This is a genomic window from Faunimonas pinastri (assembly GCF_900110915.1).
GTDB classification, from domain to species: domain Bacteria; phylum Pseudomonadota; class Alphaproteobacteria; order Rhizobiales; family Afifellaceae; genus Faunimonas; species Faunimonas pinastri.
Window position 1 is genome coordinate 131,767 of record NZ_FOFG01000001.1, and the last position, 18,107, is coordinate 149,873.

Annotated in this window: 12 protein-coding genes; 7 read left to right on the top strand and 5 right to left on the bottom strand. The window is 67.0% G+C overall.

Annotated features, from left to right (window positions below; genetic code table 11):
- Positions 1-19: 19 nt before the first annotated feature.
- The 3 genes from BMY25_RS00635 to uxaC are packed head-to-tail and all read right to left on the bottom strand — an operon-like array spanning position 20 to position 4,180.
- A complete protein-coding gene (locus BMY25_RS00635) occupies positions 20-1,219 on the bottom strand; it encodes an ABC transporter substrate-binding protein (protein ID WP_092494664.1) in 1,200 nt (399 codons plus the stop codon).
- Positions 1,220-1,250: 31 nt separating this feature from the next.
- Positions 1,251-2,771 (bottom strand): mannitol dehydrogenase family protein, encoded by a 1,521-nt coding sequence (locus tag BMY25_RS00640; protein ID WP_092495121.1) that lies wholly within the window; start codon positions 2,769-2,771, stop codon positions 1,251-1,253.
- 5 nt (positions 2,772-2,776) lie between these two features.
- Positions 2,777-4,180, bottom strand: a complete 1,404-nt coding sequence (gene uxaC / locus BMY25_RS00645; protein ID WP_092494665.1) for a glucuronate isomerase — start codon at positions 4,178-4,180, stop codon at positions 2,777-2,779.
- Between the two features lie 116 nt (positions 4,181-4,296).
- On the opposite strand from uxaC, the gene BMY25_RS00650 reads away from it, so the two are divergent.
- From BMY25_RS00650 to BMY25_RS00675, 6 genes are all read left to right on the top strand, one after another.
- Entirely contained in the window at positions 4,297-5,007 is a 711-nt protein-coding gene (locus BMY25_RS00650) for a GntR family transcriptional regulator (protein ID WP_092494666.1), read from the top strand.
- A gap of 102 nt (positions 5,008-5,109) precedes the next feature.
- A complete protein-coding gene (locus BMY25_RS00655; protein ID WP_092494667.1) occupies positions 5,110-6,639 on the top strand; it encodes a UxaA family hydrolase in 1,530 nt (509 codons plus the stop codon).
- Between the two features lie 82 nt (positions 6,640-6,721).
- On the top strand, positions 6,722-9,220 hold the full coding sequence (locus tag BMY25_RS00660) for a glycogen/starch/alpha-glucan phosphorylase (protein ID WP_092494669.1): 2,499 nt from the start codon (positions 6,722-6,724) through the stop codon (positions 9,218-9,220).
- A 157-nt stretch (positions 9,221-9,377) separates the two neighbouring features.
- The gene (gene glgA, locus BMY25_RS00665; RefSeq protein WP_092494670.1) at positions 9,378-10,838 is read left to right on the top strand and encodes a glycogen synthase GlgA; all 1,461 of its coding nucleotides are present in this window, start codon (positions 9,378-9,380) and stop codon (positions 10,836-10,838) included.
- Positions 10,839-11,006: 168 nt separating this feature from the next.
- Positions 11,007-13,721: a bifunctional acetate--CoA ligase family protein/GNAT family N-acetyltransferase gene (locus BMY25_RS00670; protein ID WP_092494671.1), complete on the top strand. Its 2,715-nt coding sequence runs from the start codon at positions 11,007-11,009 to the stop codon at positions 13,719-13,721.
- Positions 13,722-13,851: 130 nt separating this feature from the next.
- Positions 13,852-15,309 (top strand): NAD-dependent succinate-semialdehyde dehydrogenase, encoded by a 1,458-nt coding sequence (locus BMY25_RS00675; RefSeq protein ID WP_092494672.1) that lies wholly within the window; start codon positions 13,852-13,854, stop codon positions 15,307-15,309.
- Between the two features lie 28 nt (positions 15,310-15,337).
- Here BMY25_RS00675 and folK read toward each other — a convergent pair whose 3' ends face one another.
- Complete coding sequence (gene folK / locus BMY25_RS00680; protein WP_346432135.1) at positions 15,338-15,850, bottom strand: 2-amino-4-hydroxy-6-hydroxymethyldihydropteridine diphosphokinase; 513 nt, start codon at positions 15,848-15,850, stop codon at positions 15,338-15,340.
- On the bottom strand, positions 15,847-16,749 hold the full coding sequence (gene folP, locus BMY25_RS00685; protein WP_143061842.1) for a dihydropteroate synthase: 903 nt from the start codon (positions 16,747-16,749) through the stop codon (positions 15,847-15,849). The genes folK and folP overlap by 4 nt, the downstream gene beginning before the upstream one ends.
- Before the next feature lie 129 nt (positions 16,750-16,878).
- Here folP and BMY25_RS00690 point away from each other — a divergent pair, with 129 nt between their 5' ends.
- Positions 16,879-18,048, top strand: coding sequence for a glycosyltransferase (locus BMY25_RS00690; RefSeq protein ID WP_238858069.1), 1,170 nt, complete (start codon positions 16,879-16,881; stop codon positions 18,046-18,048).
- Positions 18,049-18,107: the final 59 nt, after the last annotated feature.

Genomic DNA, 18,107 nt, shown 5'->3' on the forward strand with positions numbered 1-18,107 from the left:
TCCGTCCCAGATCTTGCTTTTACTTGGCTTGCTTGCTGCCGACCTGCTCGTCCCAGCGACGGAAGGCCTGCACCATCTTGTCCGGCGTCAGCGGCAGCTCGATCGGATTGTTGGCGATAAGCTGCTCGTATTCCGGCCGGCCGAACTCCTTGATCGCGTCCTGGCTGTCCTGCGGCGCCATGCTGATCGGGACATTCTTCACGGCCGGGCCGGGATAGAAATAGCCCTCGTCATAGGTATAGGCCTGCTGCTCGGGCGTGAGCAGGAACGCCATGAGGTCGATCAGGACGGCGAGCTTCTCGTTGGAGACGCCCTTCGGAACGCACATGTAATGCGCGTCGGAAACCCAGTGGAAGCCCTTGAGCGAAGCGACCTTGACGTCCTTGGGCACGACGCCGAGGACGCGGGGATTGATGTCCCAGCCGGTGGTGGACGCGATCATGTCGCGCGAGCCTTCGGCCAGTTCCTTCATCACGGCGGTGGTGCCTGAAGGGTAGTACTCGATGTTCTTGCCGAGCTCGGTCAGGTAGGTCCAGGTCTTGTCCCAGCCGTTGATCGGATCCTTCGGATCCTTGTCGCCGAGCAGATAGGGAATGCCCATCAGGAAGGTGCGGCCGGGGCCGGAATTGGCCGGGCGGGCATACATGAAGCGGCCGGAATTCTGCTTGGTCCAGGCCAGCAGCTCGTCGGCGGTGGTCGGCACCTGCTTCACGCGGTCGGGCGCGTATTCCAGGAGCGGGCCGGAAGGATAATAGGTAACCACGACGCCCTGGTTCTGCGCCAGGCTCTGCATGTTCCAGGCGGCGGGCAGATAGACGTCCTGCAGGTTCGGCAGCTTGGATGCGTAGTCCGGCAGGAGCTTGATCCAGAGCTGCTGGTCGATGCCGGCGGAAAGCGCGTCCGTGCCGGTGAGAACGAGGTCGATATCGACGCGGTTGGCGGCCTGCTGGGCCTTCAGCTTGCCCGGGAGTTCCGGGGCGGGAGCCTTCGTGAAGGTGATGCGCGAGACGAGCTTGGGCTTGGCCTTGCGATAGTTCTCGATCGCCTTCTGCGTCAGCGCGAGATTGCCGGCGACGTCGATGATGTTGAGGCTGACCGGCGAAGTCGGCAGCGTCAGGTTCGCGGCGGCCTGCGCCAGCGCGCCACGGGAAAACCCGATGGCGGTGAGGCCGGCCATGCCGCCCAGGACGTTGCGTCGGGTGAAGTTGAATTCTTTCATTATTGTTCCTCCCTGTTTTTATGTTGCTAGATCACGAGTGCTCCCCGTGGCCCATGAGGTGGCCGGTTGCGGCGGCGGCGCTGGCCGCGGCGGCGCTGGCGCCGTGCTCGATGATGCGGGCGAGGGCCGAAATCACGGCGTCGCGGAAACGGCTGTCTTCGGCCAGGTCCGTGCCGAAGATGGCGCGGACGGAGAAGAGCGCCGGGGCAAGCCTGTCCGCGACGAGGCCCGCCTCATCGGCAAGCTGGCGAAGATCGGCCGCCAGCGGATCGCGCAAATCGATCGGATTGCCCGCTTCGTCGGTGCCGGCGACGTAGCGCATCCACGCCGCCACGCCGAGAACAGGGCGGTCGATCGGACGGCCGGCGGCCAGCAAGTCGCGGATCGTGCCGAGCAGGCGCTGCGGCAGCTTCTGCGAGCCGTCCATCGCGATCTGCCAGGTCCGGTGCTTCAGCGCCGTGTTGCGGAAGCGCTCGATCAGCGAGGACTTGTAGCCTTCCACGTCGGCGCCCGGAGGCAGTTGCAGCGTGGTCGCGGCGTCGTTCATCAGCGCCGGCACGAAAGCGCCGATGCCGGGATCGCGGATCGCGTCGGCAACGGTCTGATGGCCGGCGAGATAGCCGAGATAGGCAAGGCTGGAATGGCTGCCGTTGAGCAGCCGGAGCTTCATCGCCTCATAGGGCGCGACATCCTCCACCAGCGTCGCCCCGAACTTTTCCCAGGCGGGCCGGCCGGAGGGAAAATTGTCCTCGATCACCCACTGGCTGAAGGGCTCCGTCATGATCGGCCAGGCATCGGCGACGCCGAGCTCGGAGCGGATGCGGTCGCGATCCTCCTCGGTGGTCGCCGGCACGATACGGTCGACCATGGTGTCGGGGCAGGCGATCTCGCTCGCCACGTAGGCGCCGAAATCGGGCGACACGAGTTCGGCAAAGCGCTTCAGGATGCGATGGACGGTCCGCCCGTTGGACGGGAGATTGTCGCAGGACAGCACGGTGAACGGCGGCAGGCCGTGCATCCGGCGGCGCAGGATCGCGGCGGCCAGAAAGCCGATGGCCGAGCGTGGCTGGTCGGGATGGGCGAGGTCGTGGACGATGTCGGGATGCTTTTCGTCCAGTTCGCCGGTCGCCGGGTCGTGGCAATAGCCCTTTTCCGTCACCGTCAGACTGACGATGGCGACGGACGGTGCCGTCATCTGGGCAAGGAGCCGATCCGGCCCTTCCGGCGCGACGAGGACATCGCCGATGCTGCCGATGACGCGGAGGTCTTCGCCTTCGCCGCTGCGGATGGCGACGGTGTAGAGCCCGTTCTGCGGGGCGAGCGCATCGCGCGTGTCGCCACGGCGGAGGCTTGCCCCCACGATGCCCCAGCGCAGATCGCCCGATGCCAGCACGTCATCGGTGTAGGCGGCCTGATGGGCGCGGTGGAACGCGCCGATGCCGAGATGGACGATGCCGGTCTTCACCGCCGAGCGATCGTAGCCCGGCCGCTGTACATGCGCCGGCAGGCCGGCAAGGCTGCCGGCGTTCAGCTCGTCGCGAAGGGGGGTCATCACGGTCACAGCCGATAGGCCTTCTTGGCGAGCCCGTAGGCGAGGTCGTGCGCCACTTCCTGAGCCTCGTCCTCGTCCAACCGGTGCGTGGCGACGAGACCGGCAAGATAGCCGCAATCGACGCGCCGCGCGACATCGTGGCGGGCGGGGATGGAGGGGAAGGCGCGGGTGTCGTCGTTGAAGCCGACCGTGTTGTAGAAGCCGGCCGTCTCCGTCACGAGTTCATGGTAGCGCTTCATGCCTTCCGGGCTGTCGAAGAACCACCAGGACGGGCCGAGCTTCAGACACGGGTAATGGCCGGCGAGCGGCGCCAGTTCGCGGGAATAGGATGTCTCGTCCAGCGTGAAGAGTATGACGGTCAGATCGCGCTCGTTGCCGTAGCGGTCGAGCAACGGCTTCAGCGCGCGCACGTAATCGGTGCGGCTCGGTATGTCGGAACCCATGTCGCGGCCGAAGCGGGCCAGCAGCTTCGGATTGTGGTTGCGCACCGAGCCCGGGTGGATCTGCATGACGAGTCCATCTTCAAGGCTCATGCCGGCCATTTCCGTCAGCATCTGCGCGCGGAAAAGCTCCGCATCGGCGGCCGAGGCCTCTCCGGCCATGACGCGCTGATACAGCGTTTCCGCCTCGGCCGTGGAGAGATCGGCGGTCGCGGCGGAGGGATGGCCGTGGTCGGTGGAGGTCGCGCCGTAGCTTTTGAAGAATTCGCGGCGGCGGCGATGCGCGTCGAGATAGCCGGCGAAGGTGGAGACGTCGCAGCCGGTGATCTCGCCGAGCTTCGCCACATTCTCGGAGAAGCCGGCGAAGTCCGGATCCACCACCGGATCGGGGCGATAGGCCGTCACGACCCGGCCCTTCCAGCCGCTGGAGCGGATCGTCTCGTGGTGGCGGAGATCGTCGAGCGGGCTCTCCGTCGTCGCGATCACCTCGATGTTGAAGCGCTCGAACAAAGCGCGCGGCCGGTATTCCGGCTGGGCGAGCCGCTCGGAGATCCGGTCGTAATAGAGGTCGGCGGTCTCCGCCGACAGCCGGACGTCGAGGTCGAAGAGCGTGGCGAAGGCGTGGTCGAGCCAGGTCCGGGTCGGCGTCCCCCGGAACAGGAAATAGTTCTCCGCGAAGCGTCGCCAGATGACGCGAGGATCAGTCTCGACCGGCGTGCCGTCCCGCGTCGGGATGCCGAGATCCTCCAGCGGGATGCCCTGGCTGTAGAGCATGCGGAAGATGTAGTGATCCGGCACCACGAAGAGCTTGGCGGGATCGGGAAAGGCCTCGTTTTCCGCGTACCAGCGCGGATCGGTGTGGCCGTGCGGCGAGACGATCGGAAGGTCCCGGACAGTCGAGTAGAGACGCCGGGCAATGGCCCTCGTCGTGTTGTCCGCCGGGAAAAGACGATCCTCATCAAGCAGCACTGATGACCTCCCTGTGCTTGGTCAACGATCCGTTTGCCGGATTTTCTGTATTGCTGGACAGTCTAGTATGGAAGTTTCGGCTTCGCAACCGCCATCTGGTATGGTAGATTTGTCGCATGCTTCTCGATCCCCTCGACCGCATCCGTTCTTCCGAGCCGGTGGCCCGTCAGATCCGCCAGGCGCTGCACCAGGCCATCGTCACGATGCGCATCCGGCCGGGGGAAATGCTGTCGGAGAAGGACATCGCGGCGCGATTCGGCGTGAGCCGCCAGCCGGTGCGCGAGGCTTTCATCAAGCTGGGAGAGGCGGGACTCGTGCGCATCCTGCCGCAGCGCGGCACGCTGGTGGTCAAGATCTCGCGCGTGCTGGTGGAGGACGCCCGCTTCCTGCGCAGCGCGGTGGAAGCGGCGGTGATCCGCGAGGTCGCCCAGTCGACGGACGCGCGCAGCCTCACGATGCTGGAAGGCAACATGGACCACCAGCGGCGGAGCGTGGAGGCGGGGGACACGCAGACCTTCTACTTCCTCGACAACGAGTTCCACCGCCTGCTCGCCACCGCCGCCGGCCGCATCACGGCCTGGGGCGTGGTGGAGGACATGAAGCTGCAGATGGACCGGGTCCGCTATCTCAGCATGTCCGATCCCGCGCCCATGCACGTGGCGATGGAGCAGCACGAGGTGATCATGGAAGCGGTGCTGGCGCGCGATCCCGATCGCGCGGAGGCGGCGATGAAGCGGCATCTATCGGAGATCCGCCTGTCGCTGAACGAACTCTGTGAGAAATATCCGGACCTCTTTGAAGACCAGGAACAAGCGGACCGCCTCTAGCGGCGCGGCTGCCGCCTTCGCGCGGCGATCCGGCACGGGGCGGCCGACAGGGGCCTGCCGACAGGTGTCGGCCGGCAACGGACGGACGCACAGGGGAAGAACATGGAAACGAAGCAGCGTGCGGTCCGCCTGAGCGTCGCGGACAATGTGGTCGTCGCGGCCGCGTCAGTGCCGTCCGGAACCGTTCTGGAAGGGGAGGGCGTCGTCGTCCCCCGCATGGTCCCGATGGGGCACAAGATCGCGACGCGGCCGATCCCCTCCGGCGAGGCGGTGGTGAAGTTCGGCCAGGTCATCGGCTACGCGACGAAGGATATCGCGCCCGGCGAGCACGTTCACGTGCAGAACTGCGCCATGGGCGCGCATGACCAGAACTACCGTATCGGTGCGGATTACCGCCCGGTGCAGCTGCGCAACGACTGGACCGGCGCGACCTTCCGGGGCATCCGCCGGCCGGACGGACGGGTCGGCACGCGCAACTTCATCGCGCTCTGCGCCACCGTGAACTGCTCGGCGAGCGTCATCCGCTACGTCGCCGACCGCATCAACGGTTCCTGCGTGCTCGACGCCTATCCCCATATCGACGGCGTGGTCGCGCTGGCGCACGGCACGGGCTGCGGCATGTCGGGCAACGACGAAGGCGCGGAAAACCTGGAGCGGGTGCTCTGGGGTTATGCGACGCATCCCAATGTCTGCGCCGCGATCTTCATCGGGCTTGGCTGCGAGGTCATGCAGATCGGCCGGCTCAAGGCTAAATACGGCTTCTCCGAAGGCACGCGCTTCCACACGCTGACGATCCAGGAAACCGGCGGCACGAGGAAGACCATCGAGACGGCCGTGCGCATGGTCGAGGAGATCCTGCCCGACCTCGGCGGCGCGGTGCGCGAGGACGTGCCCGCCAGCGAGCTGATGCTGGCGCTGCAATGCGGCGGCTCCGACGGCTATTCCGGCATCACGGCAAATCCGGCTCTCGGCCGCGCGGCCGACATGCTGGTGGAATATGGCGGCACGGTCGTGCTGTCCGAAACGCCGGAGATCTACGGCGCCGAGCACCTCCTGGTGCGCCGCGCGGCGTCGACCGAAGTTGGCCAGAAGCTGATCGACCGCATCCGCTGGTGGGAGGACTACACCACCCGCAACAAAGGCGAGATGAACAACAATCCCTCGCCGGGCAACAAGGCGGGCGGGCTCACCACCATCCTCGAAAAGTCGCTGGGCGCCACCGCCAAGGGCGGCAACTCGCCGCTGGCCGATGTGGTGCTCTATGGCGAGAAGATCACCTCGCACGGCCTCGTCTTCATGGACAGCCCCGGCTACGACCCGGCTTCCGCCACCGGCCAGATCGCCTCGGGCGCGCAGCTCATCTGCTTCACCACGGGCCGGGGCTCCGCCTTCGGCTCCAAGCCCGCGCCGACGATCAAGCTCGCCACCAACTCCCGCCTCTACGAATCCATGCCGGACGACATGGACCTGAACTGCGGCGACATCATCGACGGCGGGGCGAGCGTGGAATCCAAGGCGGAGGAGATCTTCCGCAAGGTGCTGGCGGTCGCATCCGGCGAGCGCTCCAAGAGCGAGTTGCTGGGGCTCGGCGACAACGAGTTCGTGCCGTGGCAGATCGGCGCCGTCATGTAACCGCAATCCTGCGGTCTTTGCCGCGGCATGGATCTTGCCGTATGAAACAGATGGCGTGATCCGATCGGGGAATGAGAACAGCATGAACGAGATACGACCCAAGGCCACCGTTCCGAGCGCCGAGGTCGCCTCGCGCATCGCTCTGCCCGCGCAGGACGAGGATGTCGCCACGCTGCGCCGCGCTGTGGTGGCGAAGCTCACCTACGCTGTGGGCAAGGACCCGATCGTCGCCAACGAGCGCGACTGGTTCGTGGCCGTGGCGCTGACCGTGCGGGACCGCATCGTCGACCGCTGGATGCCGTCGACACGCTCGAACTACGCCAGCGGCGACAAGCGCGTCTATTACCTGTCGCTGGAATTCCTGATCGGCCGTCTGCTCTACGACTCGCTGAACAATCTCGGCCTGACCGACACGATGCGCGCGGCGCTGAGCGAGCTTGGCGTCGATCTCGACCGCCTGCGCTCCAGCGAGCCTGACGCGGCGCTCGGCAATGGCGGCCTCGGCCGTCTCGCCGCCTGCTTCATGGAAAGCATGGCGAGCCTTTCCATCCCCGCCTACGGCTACGGCATCCGCTACGATCACGGCCTGTTCCGGCAGGTGATCAAGGACGGCTGGCAGCAGGAATATCCGGAAGACTGGCTGTCCTTCGGCAATCCCTGGGAGTTCGAGCGGCCGGAGGTGGAATATCCGATCGGCTTCGGCGGCAGCGTCGAGCCGGTCTCCGAAGACGGCGCGACCCGCTATGTCTGGCATCCCGGCGACGTGGTCGACGCGGTCGCCTACGACACGCCCGTGGTCGGCTGGCGCGGTCGCCACGTCAACACGCTGCGGCTCTGGTCGGCGCGCGCCACCAATCCGCTCCGCCTCGACGCCTTCAACGAGGGCGATTATGTCGGCGCGCATTCCGGCCGCGTCTGGGCGGAAGCGATTTCCGACGTGCTCTATCCCAGCGACGAGACGCCGGCCGGGCAGGAGCTGCGGCTGCGCCAGGAATATTTCTTCACCGCCGCCTCGCTGCAGGACCTGATCCGCCGCCACCTGAACCAGCACAAGGACATCCGCACGCTGCCGGACAAGGTGGCGATCCAGCTGAACGACACGCATCCGGCGATCGCGGTCGCCGAGTTGATGCGCATCCTGGTGGATCTGCACAACATCCCCTGGGCGGAAGCCTGGGAGATCACCAACGCCACGATCTCCTACACCAACCACACGCTGATGCCGGAGGCGCTGGAAACCTGGCCGGTGGCGCTCATGGGCCGGCTGCTGCCGCGCCACATGCAGATCATCTTCATGATCAACGGGCTGCATCTCGACAGCCTGCGCCAGTCCGGCAAGAACGACGACGCGCTGCTCTCCTCCGTCTCGCTGATCGACGAGCAGGGCGGCCGCCGCGTGCGCATGGGCAACCTCGCCTTCCTCGGCGCGCACAAGGTGAACGGCGTCTCGGCGCTCCATACGGACTTGCTCAAGCAGACCGTGTTCCGCGACTTCAACAGTGTCTATCCGGACCGCATCGTCAACAAGACCAACGGCATCACCTTCCGCCGCTGGCTGTTCGAGGCCAATCCGGGGCTGACCCGGCTTATCGTGGATGCGGTCGGCGAGCGGGCGATGGACGATGCCGGCGAGCTGACCAAGCTCGCGGCGGTCGCCGGCGACGCGTCGTTCCAGGAGAAATACGCGGCCAACCGACGGGCTAAGAAGGCGGCGCTCTCCGATCTCATCGCGGAGCGGCTGGATATCAAGGTCGATCCCGACGCGCTCTTCGACGTGCAGATCAAGCGCATCCATGAATACAAGCGCCAGTTCCTGAACATCCTCGAGACGATCGCGCTCTACAATGCCATGCGCGCGCAGCCGCAGCGCGACTGGGTGCCACGCGTCAAGATCTTCGCCGGCAAGGCGGCGGCGAGCTACCATCGCGCCAAGCTGATCATCAAGCTGATCAACGACGTGGCCAAGGTCGTGAACAGCGACCCCACGGTGCAGGGCAAGCTCAAGGTCGTCTTCCTGCCGAACTACAATGTGAGCCTTGCCGAGAACATCATCCCGGCGGCAGACCTGTCCGAGCAGATCTCCACGGCCGGCATGGAAGCGTCCGGCACCGGCAACATGAAGCTGGCGCTCAACGGCGGGCTCACCATCGGCACGATGGACGGCGCCAATGTCGAGATCTACGACCGCGTCGGCGCCGACAACATCTTCATTTTCGGCCTGACGGCGGCCGAGGTGACAAAGCGCTGGAGCGGCGGCTACGACGCCCGTGCGACCCTCGCTGCGTCGCCGATGCTCTCCGACGTCTTCGACACCATCTATTCCGGCATTTTTTCGCCCGGCGAAAGCGGGCGGTACACGGGCCTTCTCGACGGTCTCCTCAACGACGACCGCTTCCTTGTAACGGCCGATTTCGACGCCTACTACGCCCGCCAGCGCGACGTCGCCACGCTCTGGCGCAACCGCGAGGAATGGTGGAAGGCCGCCATCCTCAACACCGCCAATGTCGGCTTCTTCTCGTCCGACCGCACGATCCGCGAGTATTCGGACGAAATCTGGAATGTGCACCCGCGAACAGATTGAGCAGGCGCAACGGAGAATCCGAAGGTAAGAAGCAACCGGCCGCAACGCCCCGGTGAGTCGCGAAGATCCATCGGGCCGCCCCCTGCCGGCCCGACGATGTGCGGTCGCACCAGGAGTTAAGCTTGATCATCCTGACGTCTTCTCCGGTCGCCCAGCCATGAGCGACATCCAGGTTCTTGCGGTCGCTTCCGAAATTTATCCCCTGGTGAAAACCGGCGGCCTTGGCGACGTCATGGGCGCCATGCCCGGCCCGCTGGCCGCCGAGGGGATCCGCATCCGGACGCTGGTGCCGGGGTATCCCTCGGTGCTGGAAGGTCTCGGCGAGGGCGAGGCGGTCTACCGTTTCGACAATCTGTTCGGCGGCCCCGCCCGGCTGCTCGCGGGCAGCGTGCTGGGTCTCGACCTGTTCGTGCTGGACGCGCCGCATCTCTTTGCCCGCGACGGCAATCCCTATGTGGGCCCGGAGGGGCATGACTGGCCGGACAATCCGATCCGCTTCGCCGCCCTGGCGCGGGTGGCCGCGAGCCTCGGCAAGGGCCTGCTGCCCGCCTACAGCCCCGACGTCATCCACGCGCATGACTGGCAGACAGGCTTGATGCCGGCCTATCTCCATTACGATGGCGGTCCGCGTCCGCGCACGGTCATCACGATCCACAACCTCGCCTTTCAGGGGCAGTGCCCGGCGGAGCTTCTCGGCGCGCTCGGCCTGCCCGACTGGTCCTACAATGTGGAGGGTGTGGAGCATTATGGCGGCATCGGCTTCCTGAAGGCCGGGCTGCAATTCGCCGACCGCATCACCACCGTGTCGCCCACCTATGCGGACGAGATCCGCGGCCCGGAACTCGGCATGGGGCTGGACGGGCTGCTGCGCAATCGCTCCGACGTGCTCTCCGGCATCCTCAACGGCATCGACGAGGATGTCTGGAACCCGGTCACCGATCCGTTGATCGCGGCGCGCTATTCCACCGAGGAACTGACGGGCAAGCGGCTCGACAAGGTCGAGCTGCAGGCCCGCCTCGGCCTGAGCCCGGAGCCCGATACGATGCTCTTCGGCATCGTCAGCCGCCTGACCTGGCAGAAGGGCCTCGACCTCCTGCTGGAAACGCTGCCGGCCTTGCTGGAAGAGGGCGCGCAGCTCGCCATCGTCGGCGAAGGCGATGCGGGCACGGAAGACGCCGTACGCCGGGTCGCGGCCGAACATCCCGGTCGCGTCGCCTGCTTCGTGGGCTACGACGAAGGTCTCGCGCATCTCCTCCAGGCCGGTTCCGATGCGCTGCTGGCGCCGTCGCGGTTCGAGCCCTGCGGCCTGACGCAGCTCTATGCGCTTCGCTACGGCGCGGTGCCCGTCGTTTCCCGCGTCGGCGGTCTCGCCGACACCGTCGACGACGCGACACCGGAGGCGATCGCCGCGAACCGGGCGACGGGCGTGCAGTTCTCGCCGGTCAATGCCACCGAGCTCGGCAACGCCATCCGCCGGGCGGCCGCGCTTTACCGCGACCGACCGACCTGGCAGGGCATCCAGCGCGCCGCGATGCGCAAGGACGTTTCCTGGCGCACCCCGTCGCGGCGTTATGCCGAACTCTATCGGCAGCTTCTGGCCGAGGGGCCGGCGAACTAGCGCGCCGGCCAGCGTTGCGAGCGCGATCGAAGGCAGTCCGTGTGGTTGCCCTTGATCCTGGTCAATGCCGATATACCTCCCCCCGGCCTATCCCACCCTGGCGCCCGGTCCGGGCGTCGGATGCGATGGATCATCGCATCCCCCCCCCGACGATGGAGACGGTCCGGCATGACGACACGGAATTTCGACGCCCTGTTCCAGCCCAGGTCGATCGCGCTGATCGGCGCGAGCAACAGGCCGGGCTCGGTCGGGTCGGTGCTGGCGCGCAATCTCCTCGACAGCGGCTTTCACGGCCCGATCCTCACGGTGAACCCGCATGAGGAGGCGATCCGCTCGACGCTGAACTACCGAACCATCGCCGACCTGCCGATGGCGCCGGATCTCGCCGTCATCGCCACCCCCGCGCCGACGGTTCCCGGCATCATCGACGAGCTCGGCGCGCGCGGCTGTCGCGCCGCCGTGGTGATCAGCGCCGGCTTCGGCGGTTCCGACCCGTCCGGCCCGGAATACAAGCAGGCGATGCTCGACAACGCCGCGAAATATCTGATGCGGATCGTGGGGCCGAACTGTATCGGCTTCATCTCGCCCGGCCACGGCATGAATGCGAGCTTCGTGCATCTGACGCCGAAAGCCGGCGATCTCGCCTTCGTCTCTCAGTCCGGCGCGATCGCCAGCTCCATTCTCGACTGGGCCGCCGCGCGCGGCATCGGCTTCTCGCATGTGGCCTCGCTCGGCGACATGAGCGACGTGGATTTCGGCGACCTGCTCGACTATCTCGCAACCGACCGGGCGACGCGGGCGATCCTGCTCTATGTCGAGAACGTCACCAACGCCCGGAAATTCATGTCCGCGGCCCGTATCGCGGCGCGCTCCAAGCCGGTGATCGTCATCAAGTCCGGCCGCAGCGCGGCGGGTGCCAAGGCCGCGCTGTCGCATACCGGCGCGCTCGCCGGTTCCGACGCTGTCTATGACGCCGCGTTCCGTCGCGCCGGCATGCTGCGCGTCATCGAAATGCGCGAGCTCTTCGAGGCGGTCGCGACGCTTTCCACCGGCATCCACGTGCGCGGCGACCGGCTCACCATCCTCACCAATGGCGGTGGCGCGGGCGTGCTCGCGACCGACATGCTGGAGGAACTGGGCGGGCATCTCGATTCCATCAAGCCGGAGACGGTGGCGGCGCTGAGCGCCGGGCTGCCGGCGTCGTGGTCGCATGCGAACCCTGTCGATATTCTGGGCGATGCGCCGGGCGAGCGCTACGAGCGCGCGCTGGAAACGCTGCTCACCTCCGAGCGGCCGGATGCCGTCCTCGTCATGAAGTGCCCGACGGCGGTGGCCGACAGCCTCGACGGCGCCAGGGCCGTGGTGCGCACGCTGGCGGACCGCCGCGACGTGCCGGTGCTGACCTGCTGGCTGGGCGAGCTCGACGCCGCGCCCTCGCGCGCGCTGTTCGCCGCCAATCGCATCCCGACCTACGACACGCCGGACGAGGCGATCCGCGCCTTCATGCATCTCGTCAATTATCGTCGGAACCAGGAACTCCTGATGCAGACGCCGGCGAGCACGGAAGCCGCGCCGCCGGACCGCGAAACCGTGCGCGGCATCTTCGCGGAGGTGAAGGCAAGCGGCCGGACGGTGCTGACGGAGCCGGAAGCCAAGGCGGTGCTGAAAGCCTACGGCGTGCCCACGGTGCAGACCGCGACGGTGACGAGCCCGGCGGAAGCGGCGGACAAGGCTTCCGAGATCGGCTTCCCCGTCGTCCTGAAGATCCTGTCGCCCGACATCACCCACAAGAGCGATGTCGGCGGCGTGCAGCTCGACCTGACATCCGCGGAGATGGTGCGGGAGGCGGCGGGGGCGATGCTCGCGGCGGTCGCCAAGGTCGCTCCGGACGCCCATATCACCGGCTTCACCGTGCAGCAGATGATCGACAGCTCGGGTGCCCACGAGCTGATCCTCGGCGTCGCGCAGGACCAGACCTTCGGGCCGATCCTGCTCTTCGGACAGGGCGGCACCGCCGCCGAACTGATCGCCGACCGGGCCATCGGCCTGCCGCCGCTCAACATGGTGCTGGCGCGCGAGATGATCGGCCGCACGCGCGTGTCTCGGCTTCTTGGCGAGCATCGCGGCCGCCCGGCGACCGATACCGACGCCATTGCCTCGACGCTGGTGAAGCTTTCCGAGCTGATCTGCGACTTCCCCGATCTGGCCGAACTCGACATCAATCCGTTGGTGGCCGACGAGAACGGCGTGATCGCGCTGGATGCGCGTGTCGTGGTGCGGCAGGAGGGAGCGGCCGGTAGCGTGCTGGCGATCCGGCCCTATCCGTCGGAACTGGAAAAGGCCCTGACGCTGAACGGCGGGCGGAGCCTCAGCCTGCGTCCGATCCGGCCGGAAGACGAGCCCGCTCTTGTGAGAATGGTGGAGGCATCCTCGCCGGAAGACGTGCGGCTGCGCTTCATGAGCACGCTCAAGGCCTTCCCGCACATGATGGCCGCGCGCCTGTCTCAGATCGACTACGACCGCGAAATGGCCTTCGTGGCGATCGTGCCCGGCGCGGAAGGCGGCGAGATCCTGGGCGTTTCCCGCTTCATCGCCGATCCCAACAACGACAGCGCCGAGTTCGGCATCATGGTCCGCTCCGACCAGAAGGGGCAGGGCCTCGGCTATCGGCTGATGCTGGAGATCCTCGACTATGCCCGCAAGCGCGGGATCCGTTCCGTCTGGGGGGACATCCTAACGGAAAACGTTGCCATGCTGCGGCTGGCAGGGGATCTCGGCTTCACGCGCAAGGCGGCGAACGAGGACGGCGTGGTGCAGGTGACGATCGACCTCACCAGGGTGCCGGCGGGCGATGCCGGCGGCGCGGAAGCCCGGTCGGCTTGACGCTTCGTCGCTGAAGGGAAGGGGCGGCCGGGCCACACGTTCCCCAAAGGGGTGCGAAAGTCTGACGCCCTTTCCCGGCGGAAGCGGAAGGCCCATATGAGGGCCGTCCCCTTCCCGACGGAGCCATCCCATGTTGCAGAAATCCCATCACCTGAAGCGCGAAGCCAATCTGATCGGCGGCGAGTGGGTGGCCGCCGGCTCGGGAAAGACCATCGAGGTCACCAACCCGGCCAATGGCGAGGTGATCGGCACCATCCCGGATGCCGGCGTCGAGGAAACCCGCCGCGCCATCGCCATCGCCCACGAAACCTTCCAGACCTGGCGCAAGACCACGGCCGACGAGCGCGCCAGGCTCCTGCGCAAGCTTCATGACGCCTTCATGGACAACCAGGACGCGCTGGCGGAACTGATGACGCTGGAGCAGGGCAAGCCGCTGGCGGAGGCCCGCGCCGAGATCGCCCAGAGCGCCGCGCAGATCCTGTGGTTTTCCGAGGAAGCGCGCCGCGTCTATGGCGACGTGATCCCGTCCCCGTGGGGCGACCGCCGCATCATGGTGACCAAGGAGCCGGTGGGCGTGGTCGGCGCGATCACGCCGTGGAACTTTCCGTCCTCCATGCTGTCCCGCAAGATCGGCCCGGCCTTGGCGGCCGGCTGCACCGTCGTGGTGAAGCCCGCCGTGCAGACGCCCTATTCGGCGCTGGCATGGGGCGTGCTCGCCGAGGAAATCGGCATTCCCAAGGGCGTCATCAACATCGTGACGGGCGATGCCAAGGCCATCGGCGGCGAACTCACGGGCAACCCGCTGGTCCGCAAGATCACCTTCACGGGCTCCACGCCGGTCGGCAAGTTGCTGATCAAGCAGTCGGCCGACACGGTGAAGAAGCTCTCCATGGAACTCGGCGGCAACGCGCCGTTCCTCGTCTTCGACGATTGCGATCTGGACCGCGCGGTCACCGGCGCGATTGCCGCGAAGTACCGCAATGCCGGCCAGACCTGCGTCTGCACCAACCGGTTTTACGTGCAGTCGGGCATCTACGACGCCTTCGTGGAAAAGTTCGCGCAGGAAAGCCGGAAGCTCAAGGTCGGCTCCGGTTTCGACCAGGGCGTGCAGCAGGGGCCGCTGATCGACGACAAGGCGCTCGCCAAGGTCGAGGAACTCGTGGGCGATGCGCGAGACAAGGGCGCGAAGATCGTCACCGGCGGCAAGCGGCACGAGCTCGGCGGCACTTTCTACGAGCCGACCGTGATCGCCGACGCCACGCAGGAGATGCGCTTCGCCAAGGAAGAGATCTTCGGTCCGGTGGCTCCGGTCTTCCGCTTCGACAAGGAAGAAGACGCCATCCGTCTCGCCAACGATACCGAGTTCGGCCTTGCCTGCTATTTCTATACGCAGGACCTCGGCCGCGCCTTCCGGGTTTCCGAAGGGCTGAAATACGGCATGGTCGGCATCAACGAGGGGATCATCACGACCGAGGTTGCGCCCTTCGGCGGCGTCAAGGAATCCGGCATGGGCCGCGAAGGCTCCAAGTACGGTCTGGATGAATATCTCGACGTCAAATACGTCTGCATCGGCGGCCTCGGCCTCTAGGGGCGGCGCCGCTCCCGCCACAATACGCTCAGCCGGGCTGGTGCCAGCCCGGCTGTTCCGCCCGGATCATGCCGGCCGCGTCGCTCTCCGCCAGCCAGTCGCGAGCGGGCCGACCGGCGATCTCCGCGTCCGGTGCGACATCGACCAGCGGCGCCAGCGCAAACGCCCGCTGGTGCAGGAACGGGTGGGGCACGGTCAGCCCCGCCTCCTCGATGACGCGATCGCCGTAAAGCAGGATGTCGATGTCGATCAGGCGCGGCCCCCAGCGTTCCAGCCGCAACCGGCCGAGCGCCTGCTCCACGCCAAGAACCGCTTCCAGCAGCGCGCGGGGCGCAAGATCCGTTTCCACCAGCACCGCCGCGTTCAAAAAGGCCGGCTGGTCCGTCTTGCCCCATGGCGGGGTCTCGTAGAGGGCGGAAACGGCGGCGACCGTGATCCCCGGCTCGGCCGCCAGCGCATCGATCGCCGCGGCGATGTTGCCGCGCCGGTCGCCGAGATTGCCGCCAAGTCCCAGCACCGCCCCTACCATCGTCGCGCTCACGCCTGTGCCTCCGGGCGAGCGTTGCGGATCGCGGCGAGCATGCGCAACGCGTCGGCATGTTCGGCCACGTCATGCACGCGGACGATGGCCGCGTTCGCCTGCACGGCGACGATGTTGGTCGCCAACGTGCCCGCCAGCCGGTCGTCGACGGGACGGGGCTCGCCGCCGCCGGTGACCCGCCCGATAAACGTCTTGCGCGAGGTGCCGATCAGGATCGGCAGGCCGATGGCGGCGAATTCGTCGATGCGGGCGAGCAGTTGCAGGCTCTGCTCGACGCTCTTGCCGAAGCCGAAGCCGGGATCCAGCACGATCCGGTCGGTCGCGATGCCGGCGCGGGCGGCGATGCCGAGGCTCTTCTCGAAGAAGGACATGCAGGCCAGAACCGGATCGCCTTCCGTCCCATGAGAGGAGCCGAACATGCCGGAATTGTGCATGATGACGACGCCCGCCCCATGCGCGGCGATTGCTTGCGCCATCTGCGGCTCGCCCTGCAGCCCGGTGATGTCGTTGATCACATGGGCGCCGGCGGCCAGCGCCGCGTCGGCCACCGCCGCATGGGCGGTATCGACCGACACGATCGTTTCCGCCGTGAGCGCGGCGATCACCGGCAGGATCCGCCGCAATTCCTCTTCCTGGGGGACCGGCGTCGCGCCCGGCCGGGTGGATTCCCCGCCGACATCGACGAGGTCCGCCCCTTGCGCCACCAGCGCGCGGGCATGCGCCACGGCGCGCTCCGCATCGTCGAAGCGTCCGCCATCGGAGAAGCTGTCCGGCGTGACGTTGACGATCCCCATGATGAGCGCGGCCAGAGCCGTCAGGCCGTCGCGCCTGTCGGCCAGCAGCCGGGCAAAGGCGCGGCCCCGGTCGGGGGCGGGGTGCAGATTGTCTGGGGTCGTCATGGCGGGTCCGGTTTCGGAAGAAGCGGTTCTTAGACGAGAAGCCTCTTGCGCCAAAGCGCTAACGCGATCTTCGCTTTTCCGGGATTCACTGTGAGGGAAGCCAGAGGCGCCGCAGGGCGTGGAGTGAGCGTGCCGCAATCCTTGTCGATCATCCATGTCGCGCGCGCGCCGGTGGGCGGCGTCTTCCGCCATATCGGCGATCTGGCGCTGGCGCAGACGGAAGCCGGGCACCGCGTCGGCATGATCTGCGACGCCAATACCGGCGGCGAGTTCGCGGCGGCCCGGATCGCGGAACTCGCGCCGAAGCTGCATCACGGCATCATCCGCCTGCCGATGAGCCGCTCCATCGGCCCGACCGACCTGCCGTCGATCGCGGCCGTGCGCCGGCGCATTCACGCGATCGCCCCGGACGTGATCCACGGCCATGGCGCGAAGGGGGGCGTCTATGCCCGCCTCGCCGCAATGTGGGAACGCACGCTCGGCCGCAAGGTGGTCGCCTTCTATGCCCCGCATGGCGGCAGCCTGCATTTCGATCCGAAATCCAGAAAGGGCCGGCTCTATTTCCTCGTGGAGCGCGAGCTGGAACGGGCGACGGACGGGCTCCTCCACGTTTCCGAATACGAGGCGACCACCTACCGCGCCAAGGTCGGAGTACCGCGCTGCCCGGCTTTCGTGGTCCATAACGGTCTGCGGGAAGAGGAATTCGAGCCGGTGAAACCCGTTTCGGGCGCCGCGACCTTTCTCTATATCGGCGAACTGCGCGACCTGAAGGGCGTGGACCTGCTGATCCGCGCGATGGCGCTGCTGAAGGAGAGGGGGCAGCCCGTCAGCCTCGCCATGGTCGGAGACGGCCCGGCGGAGGACAAGGAACGCTATCGCCGGATGATCGACGAGGCGGGGCTCGCCGACCGGATATCGCCCTATCCGCCGATGCCGGCGCGAGAAGCTTTCGCGCTGGCGCATATCATCGTCGTGCCCTCGCGGGCGGAAAGCCTGCCCTACATCGTGCTGGAAGCCGGCGCGGCCGGCCTGCCCATGATCGTCAGCGATGTCGGCGGCATTCCGGAGATCTTCGAGGGCGAGACGGAACGGCTGGTCGAGCCCGGCAGCGCGGGAGCGCTTGCCGGAGCCATGCAGGCCGGACTTGCCGATCCCGAGGCGCTTGCCCGGCAAGCCTTGCTCCGGCGCGAGCGGCTGGCGGAAATCTTTTCCCTCCCCGTCATGGCCGGACGGGTGGAAGCGATCTATCGGCAGGCGCTTGCGCGGCGTTATAAGAATGCATTCTCCGGGTCAGCCTGACCCGTCAGTTTCCCGTGTCTGTTGGTGGCCGCCGCACGCTGACTGGAGCAAGATGAGCC

Bases quoted from the DNA above. Each gene is read 5' to 3' on its own strand.
- BMY25_RS00660 (WP_092494669.1), top strand. From the start codon at position 6,722: ATGAACGAGATACGACCCAAGGCCACCGTTCCGAGCGCCGAGGTCGCC.
- BMY25_RS00655 (WP_092494667.1), top strand. From the start codon at position 5,110: ATGGAAACGAAGCAGCGTGCGGTCCGCCTGAGCGTCGCGGACAATGTG.
- BMY25_RS00650 (WP_092494666.1), top strand. From the start codon at position 4,297: ATGCTTCTCGATCCCCTCGACCGCATCCGTTCTTCCGAGCCGGTGGCC.
- BMY25_RS00670 (WP_092494671.1), top strand. From the start codon at position 11,007: ATGACGACACGGAATTTCGACGCCCTGTTCCAGCCCAGGTCGATCGCG.
- glgA (WP_092494670.1), top strand. From the start codon at position 9,378: ATGAGCGACATCCAGGTTCTTGCGGTCGCTTCCGAAATTTATCCCCTG.
- BMY25_RS00640 (WP_092495121.1), bottom strand. From the start codon at position 2,771: ATGACCCCCCTTCGCGACGAGCTGAACGCCGGCAGCCTTGCCGGCCTG.
- BMY25_RS00675 (WP_092494672.1), top strand. From the start codon at position 13,852: ATGTTGCAGAAATCCCATCACCTGAAGCGCGAAGCCAATCTGATCGGC.
- folP (WP_143061842.1), bottom strand. From the start codon at position 16,749: ATGACGACCCCAGACAATCTGCACCCCGCCCCCGACCGGGGCCGCGCC.
- BMY25_RS00635 (WP_092494664.1), bottom strand. From the start codon at position 1,219: ATGAAAGAATTCAACTTCACCCGACGCAACGTCCTGGGCGGCATGGCC.